Here is a 15,814-nt window from a genome sequence, read left to right as displayed (position 1 = left end):
GAATAATTGATATTGTCCAATTTTAAATTTCAATTATTAAGCTTTCTGCCAAACAAATCTAGTTGAGAAGTTGCCCGCAAAAGTCGCGCGGCTTCTGTAGATGTTTCTACTCTCCGAGCGCGATTTGCTTCTTCCGCCTGCTGAGAAATATTTGCCAAGTTTAAATTTGAGTATTGCAAAGACTGATTATTTTGTAATGTCTGAGCGAATGTTTCAGCTACGATTTTCGATTGTTCCTGTTGGATTTTAATGGTTTCTTGGTTGGTAGTTAACAATGCTAATAAGCCCTGACCTAGTAAGTTGTCAGCAATACTTATAACCTGTTTAGCAGCTGTATCAATACCAGTACTCTCTAATTTATTCTTAAAGCTATTAATCTGATTATCGGCATCATTTGACCCGGCAATATCTTGCAGACTTCTCTCTGTATTTTCTAACTTTGATTTTGTCCGAATTTGTCCCTTTTCACCAAGAATACCTACCGCTACTCCACGGGTAATTACACGATTGAGTTCATTACTAATTAAATTTCCCCGCACTGCTGAATTATTCTCAAAGCGACCCGCTCTTGAGTCGGAATTAGAAGAGTAGAGAATCAAATTATCACGAACTCTTTGCCCAGCGATAACAGGGTTAGGTATATTCAATTCTCCTCTGGCATTACTCAGAGCATTTTGACTCTGTACTTCTACAGGCTTTAAGTTGTCGCTCAGATTATATTGAAGGTAGTTTTGCAAATCTGTGGAATATGATTGAAAATCAGTCCAAACCTGGCCTAATGCGCCCGTCTGAATTTGTGCAATTGCTGGTAGGATTGCCAAAGATAGCAATGTCAAAGTAAAAATGGTAGTTTTTCTCATATTTCTGTACCTAAAAAAGGTAGATGCAATTAAGTTTGCTGTAAGTATGATTTAGAGATTTACAAGAAAGTTGCAAAACAAAATTAAATTCTTGTCGGTTAGGCAATATAAGCGCCCTAACTAAGTTAAATGTTAAACTACATATTTGGGGTGAATATCTTGCCTGCCTTTGCTTACGGGCGACCGAGATTTCCATGATAAGCTCCACGATTAACTACTACGTAAAGTAGCCACTAATTGACGTGCAAATGCAGAAATTGCTTCATATTTATTGTTGTGGAGTTGCATCATTTTACTCCGGGCAGTTTGTTCAGAGGGGTTATTAGCAACTGCTGCCAATTGTTCATAACCTGGATAATAACGACAGAATGTATAAATACCGTTATCATCTAATAGCCATTGGCTATAGACACCTTCTTTGCGGGGAAAAAAGCTTTCTGAAGCATTACGAGAAATAATGTTGCGAGGATATTTTAAGATATCTGCAAAACTATCCACTGCAACTGGCTGAATCCGGCCAATCAATCGTGTTGTCAAGTTTTGCAAAATTTTAGATGCAGCTTTAGATTTGGCAATGGTATCAGGATCTTGTCCCGATAAGATGACTCTGATACCGGCTTTAGCACCGTTCGCACAAATTCTGCCAACTAAGTCAGAGATTTGCTCGAATTCAAATAAAATTGGTGCTTCGTCAATAAAGAATATAGAAGCTGGACTACTTAATGCGCGTCGTAATGCTGCTGAATATGCACTCAAGGATAGTACGGCTGCATCTTCACTATCTGATAAGTTTCTGAGAGCAAAAACTAACAGTTGTGCATCAGTAGGAAAGCTAGATGGTGCAGAAATAGCTTGTCCCACCCGACTAGAGAGCCAAAACCGCAAGCGTAGTTGAATTTGACTCAGAGCGTCTTCTACTCTGCCACTTAAAGAATCTAGCTGCAAGTATTCTGGCGAGCAGAAATAAAGAAAATCTTTCAAGGTTGGGGTTTTCTGCCAAGCCAGAGTGCCGAATCCTCCCATCATCGCCTGTCGATATCGCTCTTTGATGCCCTCATCTGTAAAGAAGGCTTCTAAAGCTAGGTTGAGCAGCGATCGCACTGTTTGCGATAAAATTTGACTTTCAGTGGACGATCCTAAAACCATTGTCATTAAAGCTGATTCTAGGAAGGCGGTATAATCGTTAAAGCGATCGCGCTGTTGTTCTGGTTCTAGCGATCGCAAATCTGGCTGTTCAAATAAGTTATTTGATTGTTTGGAAATATCAAAATAGGCTCCATTCCCCTCCATAAACTCTGTGTAGTCTGTGAAAGTTGATGTACCATCAGGTTTAGGGAAATCTAACGCCACTACAGGTATGCCATGCGCCAAAGCCTGAGTTAAAATCCCTGATACCAACACAGATTTACCAGCACGAGTTGTCGCAAATAAAGCTAAATTTTTGTGTTGATTAAACAAATCTAAATGTACGGGTGTTCCGCCTTCTTCGGCAATCAATTCAAAGCCTTCTTTATCACCCCGTTTAGTTAAAACTAAAGGCATTAATCCAGGAACTTCACTGGTTAAATATAGCTGGCGACGGTTAAAGGGTGTTGCTAATAAACCTTCCCAAACTATTGGTAGAGTTTGCAGCCAAATTTTCCAAGCATATTCAGTTTCCCTAATTACCCTTGCTGGACGTTGAAAACAGTTTTCAATATACCTTGTTGCCTCATCTAATTTTTCGACTGTTGGACGATGTACCAAAATAGCAATACTCGTATAAATCGGGACTGCACCTTCAAATAATTGTTCTTGCGCTGCTACCGATTTCTTCAGCTTCAATTGAGCGTTGACATCAATGGTTTTACTTTTTTCTTGAGCCATGATTGTCGTCATGTTTGACTGCTTCAGTACTCGTTGCAAAGTCGTTTTTACCATTGCTGGATTTGCGGCAGTCAACTCACAAAAAATCTCTGTATCTACTACTCGTTCTCTGGCCAACAGTTCCCATAAATATCGCAGTTGGGAAGATTTATTTGGCCAACCTCCGGGTTTTTCGAGAAATGACAGTGCGCCAATATAACGATTGTTAACATTAACCCAACGGCGATCGGCACAAGGTACGCTAGATTCCATCAGCAAAGTTGTGCCGTGGATATTGTCTATCAGCAATTTAGTACTAGCTAAATCTGAATTAGCTTGCTCATGCAGTCCTTGTTCATCTAAGGTCATCAACTGAGGAATCTCTATTGCCTCTGTATCATTAAACCTTTTCCAGACCTCTTTCCAGAGTTCATCTGCTGTCAAAGGTTTGATATCCAATCCCATTTGATTAGATAAAATCTGTTCCCAACGCAGAAAACCCTGCTTGTAAGCATTTGTGATTAGGGTTTCGATGCGCTGATTTTCTACTTCTGAGAGTTCACCCTTGAATTTCAACCACCATGCTTCAGCTTTGACTAAAAGCTTCTCTATCCAATCATCTGCATGTTGTGAGTTAGATTCAATGGTGTAAGTGACATAAATCCGCAAAAATTTTGGCTTCCGAACACCAGAAACAGTCAGTTCTTTGACTCTGGCTCTTTCTGCCATCAACAAGTATTTGATATCTCGTGATGGCGCATTTTTGATTAGTGATGCTAATTCTTTTTGGCGTTCTTTGTCGGAACTAAAAGATCCCAAATGCAGCGTCATTCTTTCACCGCTAGGGATATCTTTTAATCCAGCTTCAATGTTATTAAAAAGTGTATCGATTTGTTCGGGTCTTAAAGTAGTATGAATTCCCTTACAGTCAAAACCAAAAACAAAGCAAAACCGATCTTTTTGAGTGCCTTTTGTCAAAAGGTACGCGCCAATATCGCGTCCATTCAAGGCAACACGTAACATTGTCGCCAAGTGTAAGGCATCTTCAAATGGTGTTAATCTACTTTCGTTTCCGGCTATGCCGACGCTTTGTTTTCCGATTTTTTGCTTCATGGTTAACTTCCAGTAAGCTTTGATAACGAGCAAAGCCTCTTGTCCAGGTGGGAACGCCAATAAATTTACTTAAAAAACTCCAACTCCTACCACCAGTTAAAATCCACCAGGTTCCTATTCCCCAACCAGTCATTAGTACTGTCCACAACCATTTTTGAAACTCTTCTTGGAAAAGACCCCCAAAAATTCCATTGATAATAAAGTAGGAGGCTAAGGCAATCACCGTCCAAGGAAGAATTTGATCGGCAGGGATGGGCCCTAGAGAAGGTTGGCTTCCCAGAACCTGATTAACTGGACGAAATTCTTGTTCCCGCTCTTGAGACATTTGAAATATCTGAATTATTTACTGCTATCGCCAATTACAAAGCGTGTGAGTACATCAGCAATAGTAACAGCAACAACGACTAATAGGGGAGTTCTGGCTATGCTTTGCCAATCTTCATCTTTACGCACTGCGTTGATCACACCAACCAGGGAGATTGCAATATATAGTAAGTAAATCGCCCGCAACACATTAAATATCAAACTTACAGCTGTGTTGCTACCACCACTATTTGTTGTTGAACCATCACTTAAGGTTTTTTTGAAAAACTTTTCAGCTTCCCCGAAAAACTGTGCTTGTGCGGGGCCGGCAAAACAGTCTAACCAATAAAAACTCAGGATGACGGCTGCTGCTAGAATTTGCAATAATATTAGCGATCGCCTTGGTAAATTTACCTGCTGCCCAATTTGCTGGGTGATAACTGCAATTAAACTACCAACGAGTAAACAAAAGAGCAGGATAGGACTTTTTAGACTGATAACGCTTATAAGTACAGCACAAGCAATCAAAAAAGGAACAGATTCCACCAAAATAATCAAGCTGGATTCCAGTCCCAGTCTTAACTTATGAGATCCTTTGACTGCGCTACCAGTTAAAGCTTTGAAAAAGTTTCTCTTGTGAGAACTTTGTCTAGACATTTGCTAATTTTCCTATGGTGTACTTGAGTGTTGGTTGTCTAAAATTTTACGCTTACTTAGAACTTAACATGATTGAACATTTATTTGTAATGGAATGATGAAGTTCGCAGTAAAGTCTTACATTATATACAAACTATTATTAATTTAAATTAATAAAATATTAATTTTAGTTTAATAAGGTAAGTATGCGTGGTTTGAGAAACTGGGTTTCAAGCTTTAAACCATAACTGCCATAGTTCTCCTAAACTCTTTCTATCTCAGTGCTTTTGCCTCAATTAGAAGCTGGGGAATTCAGTAGAAACGCGAGCCAATACTTGAACGCGTAGTTACAAGTTCTATAGAAAACATTTTATTCCTCCAAGTAACCGTTTTGTGAGGTGTTATCTTTTTCTTGTATATTACAATTTACGACATACTTGTTACAAATTGAGTAAGTTTGCAACGTAGTGGCTACAGTATCCCACTGGTAAAAGATGGGAATACTTTTGCAGATTATGTTATACCACTAATTTTCTCAGCTATTGCCAACCCACTCAATGGGTTCAGTAACAGTCCTGTAAATAATTTATTCGGATTCTTAGATGAGATGATGCGATCGCACTAACTCTGTGTCTTTAATTATCTAAAAATCGGAATTGAATACAACTTAATGCTGTTGTTGACCTTGCATCTATGGGTCAGACATAGTTGAAAAAAGTTCAACCGTCAACTATGTTATGATAAAATAGTTGAGAAATATTTTCGGTCATGTAACTGACTATGTAGACACCTCTCCGAATCTAAATCTCCACAAACTTTGCTTCTGGAGGTGTTTTTTGTCAGTTTATATTGCAAATTTACATTTAAAGATGAGAGTCTTTAAGGATTGCAAAAATTGAAATTTTTAGTGAGTAGAACTGTATTGCAATACCTGGCCTGAAACTAATACCTCTCACTTTCAAAAAATATGCTAAAAAGAACGGACAAGTTTAGTGTGTCACAAACCCAGAGAACATACGGATAGTACTTAAACTTATGCCAACGGATATAATTACCCGTCCTGAGTCACTCACAGAAGATTGTTTCTTTACTTACGCCCTTGGGACTGATTTGCACGATACTAATTCCACAGCCAAATATTTACGCAGAATCAGAAAAGAAGATAAACCTTATATCGATATAGCCGTTTCTCCCAGACCTGGCTATCGGTTTGAGGTTTGTCTTATCCCTGTTGAAGGGTTCGCTCAAGAAACAATCTTAACAAAAGATGGGTTTGCCAAAGCTTTAGCGATTATTTGTGCTGTATCTAACAAAGCTAGAAAGCGATTTCCTTCAGGAAATGGACAAGAGATTGTCCGGTGTCAATTTAGCAACTTAGCTGATGCCGTTGCAGTAGCGAACAGATTGTCTGCATTACCCTCTGATATGTATGAAACTCTCGCCAAGCTACCAAATGCTTTGTGAGATTTTGTCTGCTTTAAGATTTATGATTAAGGCGGACGCAAAGACATTTTAATGGTAAGTAAGTAGACGGACAAGAGAATAAAAAACTCAATAGTTCATATTTTATTTGTTCATAAAAGTCTTGCCTAACGAGCCTTTTAACCTTAAATGTACAATTTTTTTGTTTTTGTACAGCGATCCATAATTCAAAGTGAGTCTTTTTTATGCCTATCAGTCCTTTGCGTGAAGAACCTCGTAACCAACGAGCGCCTGTAATTCGTACAAGTAATGAATTTATTCTTTTGGAATGGCTAAAGTCAACTGGTCGTCTAATTGAGCGTGAACATCAAGAATCTGAGTATCTAAATGAAGTAGAAGAAATTTCAGAAATGATCGACCTTGATGATATCCCTTACGATCATGACGATGATGATGGTGATATGGATATAGAAGCGTAATTCGTAATTCGTAATTACCCCAAGCGTTTCATTAATGCCGAAAGGCTAAGAATCCCGGCTTTTTTTAGAGAAGTCGGGATTCTTAGTATGAAAATGCGAGTGGGTTTAATTCTTGGACTTGAGTAGTAAATAAAATAATTGTCCATTACTGACTGTCACACCTGCGCGATCGCCTGCTAATTTCCCAGTACCTAAAAAATAATCTACCCTACCTGCACCTTTAATTGCGCCACCAGTATCTTGGTCAAGAACATAGCGGCTAATGATACGCTCCTCCAGTTTTCCGGTAGGATTAGCGAAAGGAATAGAAGCGCGAATCAACGCTAAAGCACCAGGAGGCATGAGAGATTTATCTGTAGCGATGGAACGCTCTGCTGTTAGGGGTACGTTGATCGAACCTTGAGCTGGTTCACCGTGATTTTCTTGAAAAAAAACAAAACTGCGATCGCGCGGAATATAAATATTTAATTCTTGGGGATGCTTTTGAAAATAGTCGAGAATAATTGGCATAGTCATCCCTTTTAGCGGTAATTTGCCATCATTCGCTAATTCTCGCCCAATGCTTTTGTAATTATAAGCGTTATTCCCAGCATAGCCGATTGTTGTCTGAGTCCCATCGGGAAGCTGAAGTCGCGCTGAACCTTGAATTTGAGCTAAATAGGGTTCGAGGCGATCGCGAAACCAAAACAACTCTAATCCTCGTAATTTCCCTTTTGCGCCTTGTAAACCATCTGCTCCTTCTAACTCCTCTCGTGTCGGATGCGGCTTAGGCCAGGAGTTGAAATCAGGAGGTAATCGATAAACAGGATAGCGATATTCTGGTGTGGGGACGCGACTGGCGGCGTAAATCGGTTCATAATAGGCGGTGAATAAAACAGAACCTTGGTTATCTTTACCGACTGACTGGTAAAGAACAAATTCTCGCTCGATGGCTTGATGTAATTCTGTTGCAGAATTAGTTGTCAAGACGAGTTCGCGGAATCTTTTCAAGCTTTTGAAGACGCGATCGCGTGTAATTCCAGCTACCTGGTAGTTCTGATAAGCAGTCGCAGCGTTAGCCGTTTGCAAGTATTGGAGACTCCGAGCGATCGCACTCAATAGCGCCTTTTTGTCTGGTATTTCTCCATAGAGAAGTTCATCCAAGCAAGATGTATCACCTTGACAACAAGTAACTGGTAGCCTTTGGATTAATGGTGCTTTTTGCTTTTGTGGAAGTCCATTTTGGTTTTCACCAGTCAAGGAAACTGGTATATCCCACTTTTTCAACCGACATTCTGGCGGACTGAGTTCCTGATGCGCCAAAAATTCCATCCGCACCAGGAAAATTGACAAAAACACAGGTAAGCTGATAGCGATATATTTGTTAAACTTTCCTAACTCAGCAAGTGTCTTTTTCATCAAAATTCAAAATTTTTGAGATTATCCCACTTCGCTCAAATTCAAAAACCAAATAATTTAGTTCCCAATTCCCAATTCCCAATTACCAATACCTTATTCATTCATATTACGATAAGTCGCAACTGCCGAAGGCGATATCCGGTTCAAATATCGGAATATCCAATATTTGAAAATGGTATCTAAAATCACTGGGAATGTAGCAATAAATAAGAAAATAAAATCTCGATTTGCTGGTAATCCCCAATGACGTGATACACCTTCTAGGAGTACTTCCCAGCCATGAGGAGAGTGGAAACCTACAAATATATCAGTAAACAAAATGATGATAAATGCCTTGGCACTATCACTAAGTCCATAGACAATATTATCAAAGAAATCTTTAACTACAGCAATAGAAGACTTGCTAACAAGCAAAAGCCAGATAAAAGCACCAACCGAGAACATATCTGCAAACACATTTTTGATCGCATTAGAGCTTTCGTGACGAAATTCTTCAGCAAGCTCTACAGCCTTGTCTGTCATTTTAGCTTCCATCTGTTCAGGCGAAAGTGGAGGAGCATTTATAATGAGATTTTCAAACTTGAGCTTTTCTTCAAATCTTTCTAATTTTTCAAGAGCTTCCTCTTCCATTTCTGAGTTGATAAATATCTGCATCTGATCGCTACTTCTAAAATGCTCAACAGATGGCCCAACGACAAAAGCTTTTGCTATCTGATGCGTCAAAAGTGGTATGATAATTAATAGTAAAATAAACCTGATAGATATTATTGTTCTTCTTTGAGTTTGACGAAAATTCTGAATTACTTCTTTTTCAGAATTAGGATCTAATTCAACTTGCAGACGAGTGATAGTACTTAAAATAGAACGGGGTAGAACCCCTGTGGTATCTACTTTACCCTTGGGTTTTTGTTTTTTATCCGAGTCTTGAGTTGGTATTTTGGGTGGTAACGTTGGAGTATTGACGGGCAGCAATTTATCATCAGATATGGCAGAGTTAATTGGTAGATTTGGAGGTTTGACTGCTAAAGCATTAGAAGTTATTTGATCGGAACTTATGGTGTATTTAGATATAACTTGATCGATAAAGTTTAGCTTTTCCAAAACCAAAGAAGGACTGGGATGTTCTATACCTGCTTTCTGAGCAGCTTTTTGATTCTCTTCATTTAGAAACCAACGACTTGCTCTAAACTCTGTCAGCCGCATCTTAGCAATTTTTAAAAGCTTGTTGAGGTCTGACTCAAAATAATCCATCACGCTGTTACTATACGTGGCTGAACCAATGTCTATTTTATTACCACTGAAATGCTTATCTTCTATTTCCTTAATCTTTAATGCTGCATCGTAAGCTTCATGTAAAGAACGTTCAGGAGTCTGTAAGTACCATCGATAAGCAGCAAGTAAAAAAGAATAGATTTTTTGGCTAAAAACAGAATTTTTCATTGGAAACAATCATCCAGCATTATTTGGTGATTCTTAACCTTAAGTTAACCCACGAGGTATATTAGCAAATCTACAAGGAGAAAGTTTGTGGTTTCTCATTCGGTTTGGATTGTTGGCACTAGTCGCACTGGGAAGACGGCTCGTTTGGTAGAGCAATTTTGTAGTTGGGTACAACCTGAGAAGCAGCATACCGAATTATTTTATACTAATAAGGAAGCACGTAAAAAAGGCGAACGTATACCTGAATTTTTATATCTTAAACAAACAGAGCCAGGAGTCTTAGTCTTAGCTGCAAATGATGATAATCGCCGAGAGTTGGGCGATATCATTGTTACATCCACATTAGGGAAATATCCGGTACGTGCCAAGACACCGCTAGGCTTTTTCCAGGATGAAGTTATTTTATTTTGGCCGTTGCTAATTAACTCATTGAACCTGAAGGCCCAGTTTCCAGTAAGATTGCGGCCAGAAACGGAACAAGAGTTAGCAACCAAACTTTGGCGTTCCCAATTAGACGAAGAAATTTTACGAGTTGCGGGAGTGAATGAGTCGCGCTTGGTGCGTCGCATTTTAGACTTATTGCAATTAGCTGCTTACAGTGGTGTACATTGCGAAGATATTGCCCAGATTTTGACAAGGGGTCTGGGGGAAAATACTACAACTTTAGAGCCGGAATTTTTGGCATCTTTGCTCATTGATTGGCGTAACTGGTGTTTAGAGAGGGGGTTACTAACTTATGGCATTATTACCGAACTCTATAGTCAATATTTATTAAGCGATCGCAACTACCAACAGCACCTAACTAAACGCTATCAAGCAGTATTGGCAGATGATGTTGACGATTATCCTAGCGTAGCGCGTCTTTTGTTTGAATTGCTATTAGATCGAGGCGCAATTGGCGCGTTTAGCTACAATCCCGACGGTGCAGTGCGATTGGGATTAGGAGCAGATCCCAAATATCTAGAAGGGTTAGCAAAGCGTTGTCGGGTAGAAATCTTAAGCGAGCCGCCTCCAGAGTCTCTGGGAGAACAAGCTAAACAGATGGTGGAATTAGTCACAGAACCAATGGTGTTGGTGAGTTTACCTGAGATTGTGCATTCTATTCAAACTACCTCCCGCGCTCAACTATTGCGACAAACAGCAGAGGTAATTGCTGATGCTATCCAATCGCAGCAAGTACAAGCAGAAGAAGTAGCGATTATTGCACCAGGTTTAGATGCGATCGCTCGTTATACTCTAGTAGAAATACTTGTTAAGCAAAACATCCAAGTAGAATCGCTCAATGACCAACGTCCCCTAATCAGTTCACCCGTCATTCGCGCCTTACTCACCATGCTGGCACTAGTTTATCCCGGCTTGGGCCGCCTCGTGGATCGGGATGCCGTGGCAGAAATGCTAGTTGTCTTAAGCCGAAAGCAACAACTACCAGAAAACTCCTCACTCCTCACTCCTCACTCCTCACTTAGCACTCAGCACTCACAACTCAACACTCACATTGATCCGGTACGCGCTGGTTTGATAGCAGATTACTGCTTTGTACCCCATCCCGATCGCCCCAACTTGCTACCAGTGTCAGCCTTCGAGCGCTGGGATAGAATTGGCTATGCGGCTACTACAGCCTATAATGAGATATTGGAGTGGTTAGAACAGCAGCGATCGCAACAAGAACTGCGTTTAATTCCTAGTCCCATTTCCCTATTAGACAGAGCAATTCAGCGTTTTTTGTGGAATGGTAGCAATCTCCCCTACGAACAACTAGCAGCATTGCGCGAATTATTAGAAACCGCCCAACACTACTGGGAAATTGACACCAGGTTACGACAAATCGCCCCAGTTGAGACAACGCCTCACACAACTATTATCGAATTCATTCAATTACTGCGACGTGGTACAATCACCGCCAACCCTTACCCTGTGCGCCCTATTGGTGGAGCGAGAAAGGCCGTCACCTTAGCAACTATATTTCAATATCGGTCTAGCAGGCGATCGCACCGTTGGCATTTTTGGCTGGATGCTGGTTCACCTCTTTGGGCCAAAGGTGGCGCAGCGACGTTATTTGGTGCGCCGTTTTTTTTGCAAGACAGGTTAGGCGAACCTTGGACAGCAGAAGATGAGAAATTGGCAGAAGAAGAACGACTGCAAAGGATTTTGACAGATTTACTATCTCGCGTATCCGAGAGAGTTTATTTGTGTCACAGCGATTTAGCCGTAAATGGACAAGAACAATTAGGGCCGTTATTACCTTTGGTAAATGCTTGTGTAACCGTTATTTCTGAGACTAACGAGAAGCTAAAATCCCCGACTTCTTAAAAAAGTCAGGGATCTTAATCAAACAAAAATATTTATTTCTGTTAGCCAAACTCCCTAAAATATTTTGGGGTAAAATCAACTAAACAGCAATCAGGTTGAGTTTCGTTTTCTAGTCTCAAGCAAAAAAGTTTGTGGCAGGGGAAGCAATTTGAACATCCTAGAATTTTCTGTATCGATAAATAAAAGGATACAAGCCTCTAAATTTATGAATGGGGATAATTAATTTTGAATTTTGAATTTTGAATTTTGAATTCGGAGCAAAGCGACGTGACTGTGGTTGAGTCGGAAAAGGAGAGCGAGGAAGGACTTTATCACGCCTTAAGAGCAAAGGAATACTGAGAAGTCCTAAAACAATTACTACTCCAGTCATTATCCAAACGATGATCCTATTTGGTTTATAATCTGCTCGTTCAATTTGCCAGAAAACTTGGTTGTATCGCCATGCGGCTAATGCAACAGCCAAAATTCCAAAAACTACCAAAGCAACACCCAAATTTTCCGAGTTGGATAATGGATTTACCGGAGTTTCTTGTTGAGTAATAGCAATATTCAGCTGTTGCAGAAATATACCAAATCGCGCAATAGCAAAACCAAAACCAATCAATGAAATAGAAGTACGTAGCCAAGCTAGAAAAGTACGTTCGTTCGCTTGATGCTCCCTTTGACGATCAATTTTTGGTATTTTATCCATGAGTACTTCTGACGACTACTTACTCTTGAAAAGTATTCATATTGATGAATAGCATGAACTAGCGCCACAAGTTCAACACAAGCTGGTTAGGGCTAAGAGAAAACCCCAAGCGATCGCAAGAATCTTTACAATAGTAAATAAGGTAAAGATATATATCAGAGTCAAAATCAATGGCACTATTCGGATTTGGCAAAAAGCAAGTTATGCCCACACCAGAAGAAGCTTTGTCAGGAAGGGCGCAGTCTATGTCAGTACCTGCTGCTCATTATGTCAACAATAATCCTTTAAAAGCTCCTTATCCCGATGGATTAGAGAAGGCAATCTTTGGCTTGGGCTGTTTTTGGGGTGCAGAACGCAAATTCTGGCAACTTAAAGGAGTTTACACCACCGCAGTGGGTTACGCTGCTGGATTTACACCCAACCCCACTTATGAAGAAGTATGTAGTGGGCGAACCGGTCACAATGAAGTGGTGCTGGTGGTGTTTGATCCCAAAGTAATTAGTTATTCTGAACTGCTCAAAGTCTTTTGGGAAAGCCACAATCCTACCCAAGGGATGCGCCAAGGTAATGATGCTGGCACTCAATACCGTTCGGGAATTTATGTATATTCTGAAAGCCAAAAGCAGCTAGCAGAAGCATCACGAGAAGCTTATCAGCAAGCTCTCAACGATGCAGGTTATGGCAAGATTACTACAGAAATCTTAGATGCACCGGAATTCTATTACGCAGAAGCTTACCATCAGCAATACCTGGCTAAAAATCCTAATGGGTATTGTGGTTTAGGAGGGACAAATGTTTCTTGTCCCGTGGGTGTAGTTGAATCGCAAGTGAGCGGTTAGAAAGAAGCGGAGGGGAAGGGAGCAGGGGGGCAGGGGAGACAAGGGGACAAGGGGACAGGAGGTGAGAATTTGAAACAAGTCTTTCCCCTTGTCCCCAAGTCCTCTTACCCATGCCCAATTCTCAATTCCCAATTCCCAACTAAAATGCAGCTTTGAGCAAAGCGATCGCTCGAACCCACAGCATAATACTAATAGGCGCTCCAATTAGAATACCAGCGATCGCCCAGCCTCTTTGATGGGCTTTGAATTGTTCAATACTGCGCCACTGTCTACTTTTCCAAGCCCATTCATTGCCTTTAGCACCGAGTGCGATCGCCATTAACCACCAACCATGTGGTACAAAACAGAATAGCCCATACCATACCTGATTCGGCCACATCCACAACCAAGGCATGAGAAATGCGCCCCAGTTCCAACCGAGAATTTCCTCTGGGACTGTTTCATTTTGATTACTTATGCCGCATCCAGAATTGTTAATTATTTCTCTTAACGGTAAAAGCTGACTTCTGTTTGCAGATTTCACAGCCAGACCAGATTTGAGAGCATTCAGCGCTTGGCGAGCATCAGTAAATCGTTGTTCGGGAGCGGGTTCTATTAACTTTTGTAGCCAACTGGCAAAACTAGGACTGAGATTAACTCGGTCTGCAAATTGCAGTCGCAAATCCTGCTGAGGTAAATCAGAGGGGGAAATCCCAGTGAGCAAATGAATCAGAGTCGCACCTAGTGCATAGAGGTCGGAAGCTGGAACTGCTCGACCACCAAATTGTTCCATTGGGGCATAACCATAAGTACCCACAACGGTGAAAGTAACGCCTTCTCTTGCCGCTTTATCTTGAACTGCGCCAAAATCAACTAAATAAATCCGATTATCTTCGCCCCAGATTAAATTACTCGGTTTTATATCTCTATGTAACACTCCTGGGTTTAACTCATGTAAATACATGAGAATATTTAAAATCTCACCGGCGATTTTTCTCGCTCGCTTTTCAGTAAACCTTTTGCCAAGAGCAAGTTTTTCTTTAAGCGACTCACCAGGAATATATTCTTGTATTAAGCCAAACCAGAGAGTGCGATCGTCGATACAAAAATAATCTATATATCTAGGAATGCGGGGATGATTTAGCTGTTTAAGAATTTGTGCTTCCCTCTCAAAAAGTTTTAAATCATCCCACTGTATAGTACCGCCAAAGGCTAAAAGTTTGACCACAACGGTCGAATTTTCGCCATCAGAGGCTAGTAAATCCTTTGCAAGCCAAGTTTGACGAATTCCATTGTTACCAAGTTGGTGTTGGATTTGATAACGATCTTGTAATATCTGTTCTGGTTGCAGCATCTTACACCTGCTGGCAGTTTACGCCGATCTGATTCCCTTATATTCAAGGATAGTCATTATCTAGAGAAATTGTGGGAATGAGATAATTTTTGCGATAGTAAGCTTGATATTCCGCAGACAGCAGAGGTTCCCACCAATCACGATAGTTGAGATACCATTCAACAGTTAAACGTAAACCCTCAGCAATTGTTACAGAAGGTGTCCAACCAAGCTGAGTTTTAATCTTGTTCGCATTAATTGCATATCTCCGATCGTGTCCCTGTCTATCCTTGACAAAAGTAATCAAATCCTTTGCTGGACGTATTGGTAAATCAGGTGCTAATTCATCCATCATTTCACACAAAAGCTGCACCAGGTTGAGATTTTCCACCTCATTGTTGCCACCAATATTGTAGGTTTCCCCTGGTTGACCATGATTGATTACCACATCCAAAGCACGACAATGATCGACCACATAAAGCCAATCCCGCACATTTTTACCATCGCCATAAACAGGTAATGGTTTACCTATTAAAGTGTTGATACACATCAGGGGAATTAGCTTTTCGGGGAATTGATAAGGCCCGTAATTATTAGAGCAATTTGTGATAATGGTAGGAAGTTTATAAGTATGATAATAAGCACGCACTAAGTGATCGCTACCAGCTTTGGAAGCTGAATAGGGACTATTAGGAGCGTAAGGTGTAGTTTCCGAAAAAGCTGCATCATCTGGGCTCAAACTACCGTAGACTTCATCAGTCGAAACGTGTAGGAAACGATAATCAGATGGCTGTGCTTTAGCCTCCCAATATTGGCGAAAAGCTTCCAGCAGCATGAAAGTTCCCACCACATTAGTTTGCACAAAAGCCGCCGGCCCAAGAATCGAACGATCAACATGAGATTCAGCAGCAAAATGGGCGATAGTATCTATATTTTCAGTTGATAATAGGTTGTCTATGATGGTGCGATCGCAAATATCCCCCTGCACAAACCGAAAATTCTCTCTTCCCTCAACCGCCGCCAAATTCAGACGATTCCCCGCGTATGTAAGCGCATCCAACACCACCACCCGATCATCTGGATAAACCTGACACCAGTGATGGACAAAATTCGCCCCAATAAACCCCGCACCCCCAGTAACTAATAACCGCCGACTCATTCAATTT

General features: G+C 40.6%; 13 protein-coding genes and 1 pseudogene. 5 read left to right on the top strand and 9 right to left on the bottom strand.

Annotation, left to right across the window (positions count from 1 at the left end; all coding sequences use genetic code 11):
- Positions 1-29: 29 nt before the first annotated feature.
- From ACFFRD_RS32830 to ACFFRD_RS32815, 4 genes are all read right to left on the bottom strand, one after another.
- The gene (locus tag ACFFRD_RS32830) at positions 30-860 is read right to left on the bottom strand and encodes a hypothetical protein (RefSeq protein WP_392480013.1); all 831 of its coding nucleotides are present in this window, start codon (positions 858-860) and stop codon (positions 30-32) included.
- Positions 861-1,070: 210 nt separating this feature from the next.
- A complete protein-coding gene (locus ACFFRD_RS32825) occupies positions 1,071-3,818 on the bottom strand; it encodes a hypothetical protein (protein WP_392480011.1) in 2,748 nt (915 codons plus the stop codon).
- A complete protein-coding gene (locus ACFFRD_RS32820; protein WP_392480009.1) occupies positions 3,766-4,143 on the bottom strand; it encodes a hypothetical protein in 378 nt (125 codons plus the stop codon). Before ACFFRD_RS32820 ends, ACFFRD_RS32825 begins: the two co-directional genes overlap by 53 nt.
- 14 nt (positions 4,144-4,157) lie before the next feature.
- The gene (locus ACFFRD_RS32815; protein WP_392480007.1) at positions 4,158-4,778 is read right to left on the bottom strand and encodes a hypothetical protein; all 621 of its coding nucleotides are present in this window, start codon (positions 4,776-4,778) and stop codon (positions 4,158-4,160) included.
- Positions 4,779-5,214: 436 nt separating this feature from the next.
- Here ACFFRD_RS32815 and ACFFRD_RS32810 point away from each other — a divergent pair, with 436 nt between their 5' ends.
- From ACFFRD_RS32810 to ACFFRD_RS32800, 3 genes are all read left to right on the top strand, one after another.
- Positions 5,215-5,382, top strand: coding sequence for a hypothetical protein (locus ACFFRD_RS32810; RefSeq protein WP_392480005.1), 168 nt, complete (start codon positions 5,215-5,217; stop codon positions 5,380-5,382).
- A gap of 410 nt (positions 5,383-5,792) precedes the next feature.
- Positions 5,793-6,221, top strand: coding sequence for a hypothetical protein (locus ACFFRD_RS32805; protein WP_292704578.1), 429 nt, complete (start codon positions 5,793-5,795; stop codon positions 6,219-6,221).
- Between the two features lie 203 nt (positions 6,222-6,424).
- Entirely contained in the window at positions 6,425-6,658 is a 234-nt protein-coding gene (locus ACFFRD_RS32800) for a DUF3134 domain-containing protein (protein WP_114082879.1), read from the top strand.
- A gap of 105 nt (positions 6,659-6,763) precedes the next feature.
- Here the strand turns inward: ACFFRD_RS32800 and ACFFRD_RS32795 are convergent, their stop codons facing one another.
- A complete protein-coding gene (locus tag ACFFRD_RS32795) occupies positions 6,764-8,056 on the bottom strand; it encodes a murein transglycosylase A (RefSeq protein ID WP_392480003.1) in 1,293 nt (430 codons plus the stop codon).
- 93 nt (positions 8,057-8,149) lie between these two features.
- Positions 8,150-9,496 (bottom strand): proton extrusion protein PcxA, encoded by a 1,347-nt coding sequence (locus ACFFRD_RS32790; RefSeq protein ID WP_114082880.1) that lies wholly within the window; start codon positions 9,494-9,496, stop codon positions 8,150-8,152.
- An 87-nt stretch (positions 9,497-9,583) separates the two neighbouring features.
- On the opposite strand from ACFFRD_RS32790, the gene ACFFRD_RS32785 reads away from it, so the two are divergent.
- Positions 9,584-11,806, top strand: a complete 2,223-nt coding sequence (locus ACFFRD_RS32785; protein ID WP_392480001.1) for a recombinase family protein — start codon at positions 9,584-9,586, stop codon at positions 11,804-11,806.
- Positions 11,807-12,068: 262 nt separating this feature from the next.
- On the opposite strand, the pseudogene ACFFRD_RS32780 reads toward ACFFRD_RS32785, so the two are convergent.
- Positions 12,069-12,497: pseudogene (locus ACFFRD_RS32780) on the bottom strand (YidH family protein); the annotation flags it as partial.
- Positions 12,498-12,667: 170 nt separating this feature from the next.
- Between ACFFRD_RS32780 and msrA the strand changes: the two are divergent.
- Complete coding sequence (msrA, locus tag ACFFRD_RS32775) at positions 12,668-13,336, top strand: peptide-methionine (S)-S-oxide reductase MsrA (protein ID WP_163930169.1); 669 nt, start codon at positions 12,668-12,670, stop codon at positions 13,334-13,336.
- Between the two features lie 139 nt (positions 13,337-13,475).
- Here msrA and ACFFRD_RS32770 read toward each other — a convergent pair whose 3' ends face one another.
- Together ACFFRD_RS32770 and rfbB are read right to left on the bottom strand one after the other, a co-directional pair.
- Complete coding sequence (locus ACFFRD_RS32770; RefSeq protein ID WP_392479999.1) at positions 13,476-14,669, bottom strand: serine/threonine protein kinase; 1,194 nt, start codon at positions 14,667-14,669, stop codon at positions 13,476-13,478.
- Between the two features lie 43 nt (positions 14,670-14,712).
- On the bottom strand, positions 14,713-15,807 hold the full coding sequence (gene rfbB / locus ACFFRD_RS32765; protein ID WP_392479996.1) for a dTDP-glucose 4,6-dehydratase: 1,095 nt from the start codon (positions 15,805-15,807) through the stop codon (positions 14,713-14,715).
- Positions 15,808-15,814 lie beyond the last annotated feature (7 nt).

Source organism: Nostoc sp. C110, from assembly GCF_043099725.1.
Classification (GTDB): Bacteria; Cyanobacteriota; Cyanobacteriia; order Cyanobacteriales; family Nostocaceae; genus Nostoc; species Nostoc muscorum_A.
The sequence above is the reverse complement of the archived record's forward strand: the minus strand, read 5'-3'. Positions and strand labels throughout refer to the sequence as shown.

Bases quoted from the DNA above. Each gene is read 5' to 3' on its own strand.
- ACFFRD_RS32790 (WP_114082880.1), bottom strand. From the start codon at position 9,496: ATGAAAAATTCTGTTTTTAGCCAAAAAATCTATTCTTTTTTACTTGCT.
- ACFFRD_RS32820 (WP_392480009.1), bottom strand. From the start codon at position 4,143: ATGTCTCAAGAGCGGGAACAAGAATTTCGTCCAGTTAATCAGGTTCTG.
- ACFFRD_RS32770 (WP_392479999.1), bottom strand. From the start codon at position 14,669: ATGCTGCAACCAGAACAGATATTACAAGATCGTTATCAAATCCAACAC.
- ACFFRD_RS32800 (WP_114082879.1), top strand. From the start codon at position 6,425: ATGCCTATCAGTCCTTTGCGTGAAGAACCTCGTAACCAACGAGCGCCT.
- rfbB (WP_392479996.1), bottom strand. From the start codon at position 15,807: ATGAGTCGGCGGTTATTAGTTACTGGGGGTGCGGGGTTTATTGGGGCG.
- ACFFRD_RS32795 (WP_392480003.1), bottom strand. From the start codon at position 8,056: ATGAAAAAGACACTTGCTGAGTTAGGAAAGTTTAACAAATATATCGCT.
- msrA (WP_163930169.1), top strand. From the start codon at position 12,668: ATGGCACTATTCGGATTTGGCAAAAAGCAAGTTATGCCCACACCAGAA.
- ACFFRD_RS32830 (WP_392480013.1), bottom strand. From the start codon at position 860: ATGAGAAAAACTACCATTTTTACTTTGACATTGCTATCTTTGGCAATC.
- ACFFRD_RS32815 (WP_392480007.1), bottom strand. From the start codon at position 4,778: ATGTCTAGACAAAGTTCTCACAAGAGAAACTTTTTCAAAGCTTTAACT.
- ACFFRD_RS32825 (WP_392480011.1), bottom strand. From the start codon at position 3,818: ATGAAGCAAAAAATCGGAAAACAAAGCGTCGGCATAGCCGGAAACGAA.
- ACFFRD_RS32805 (WP_292704578.1), top strand. From the start codon at position 5,793: ATGCCAACGGATATAATTACCCGTCCTGAGTCACTCACAGAAGATTGT.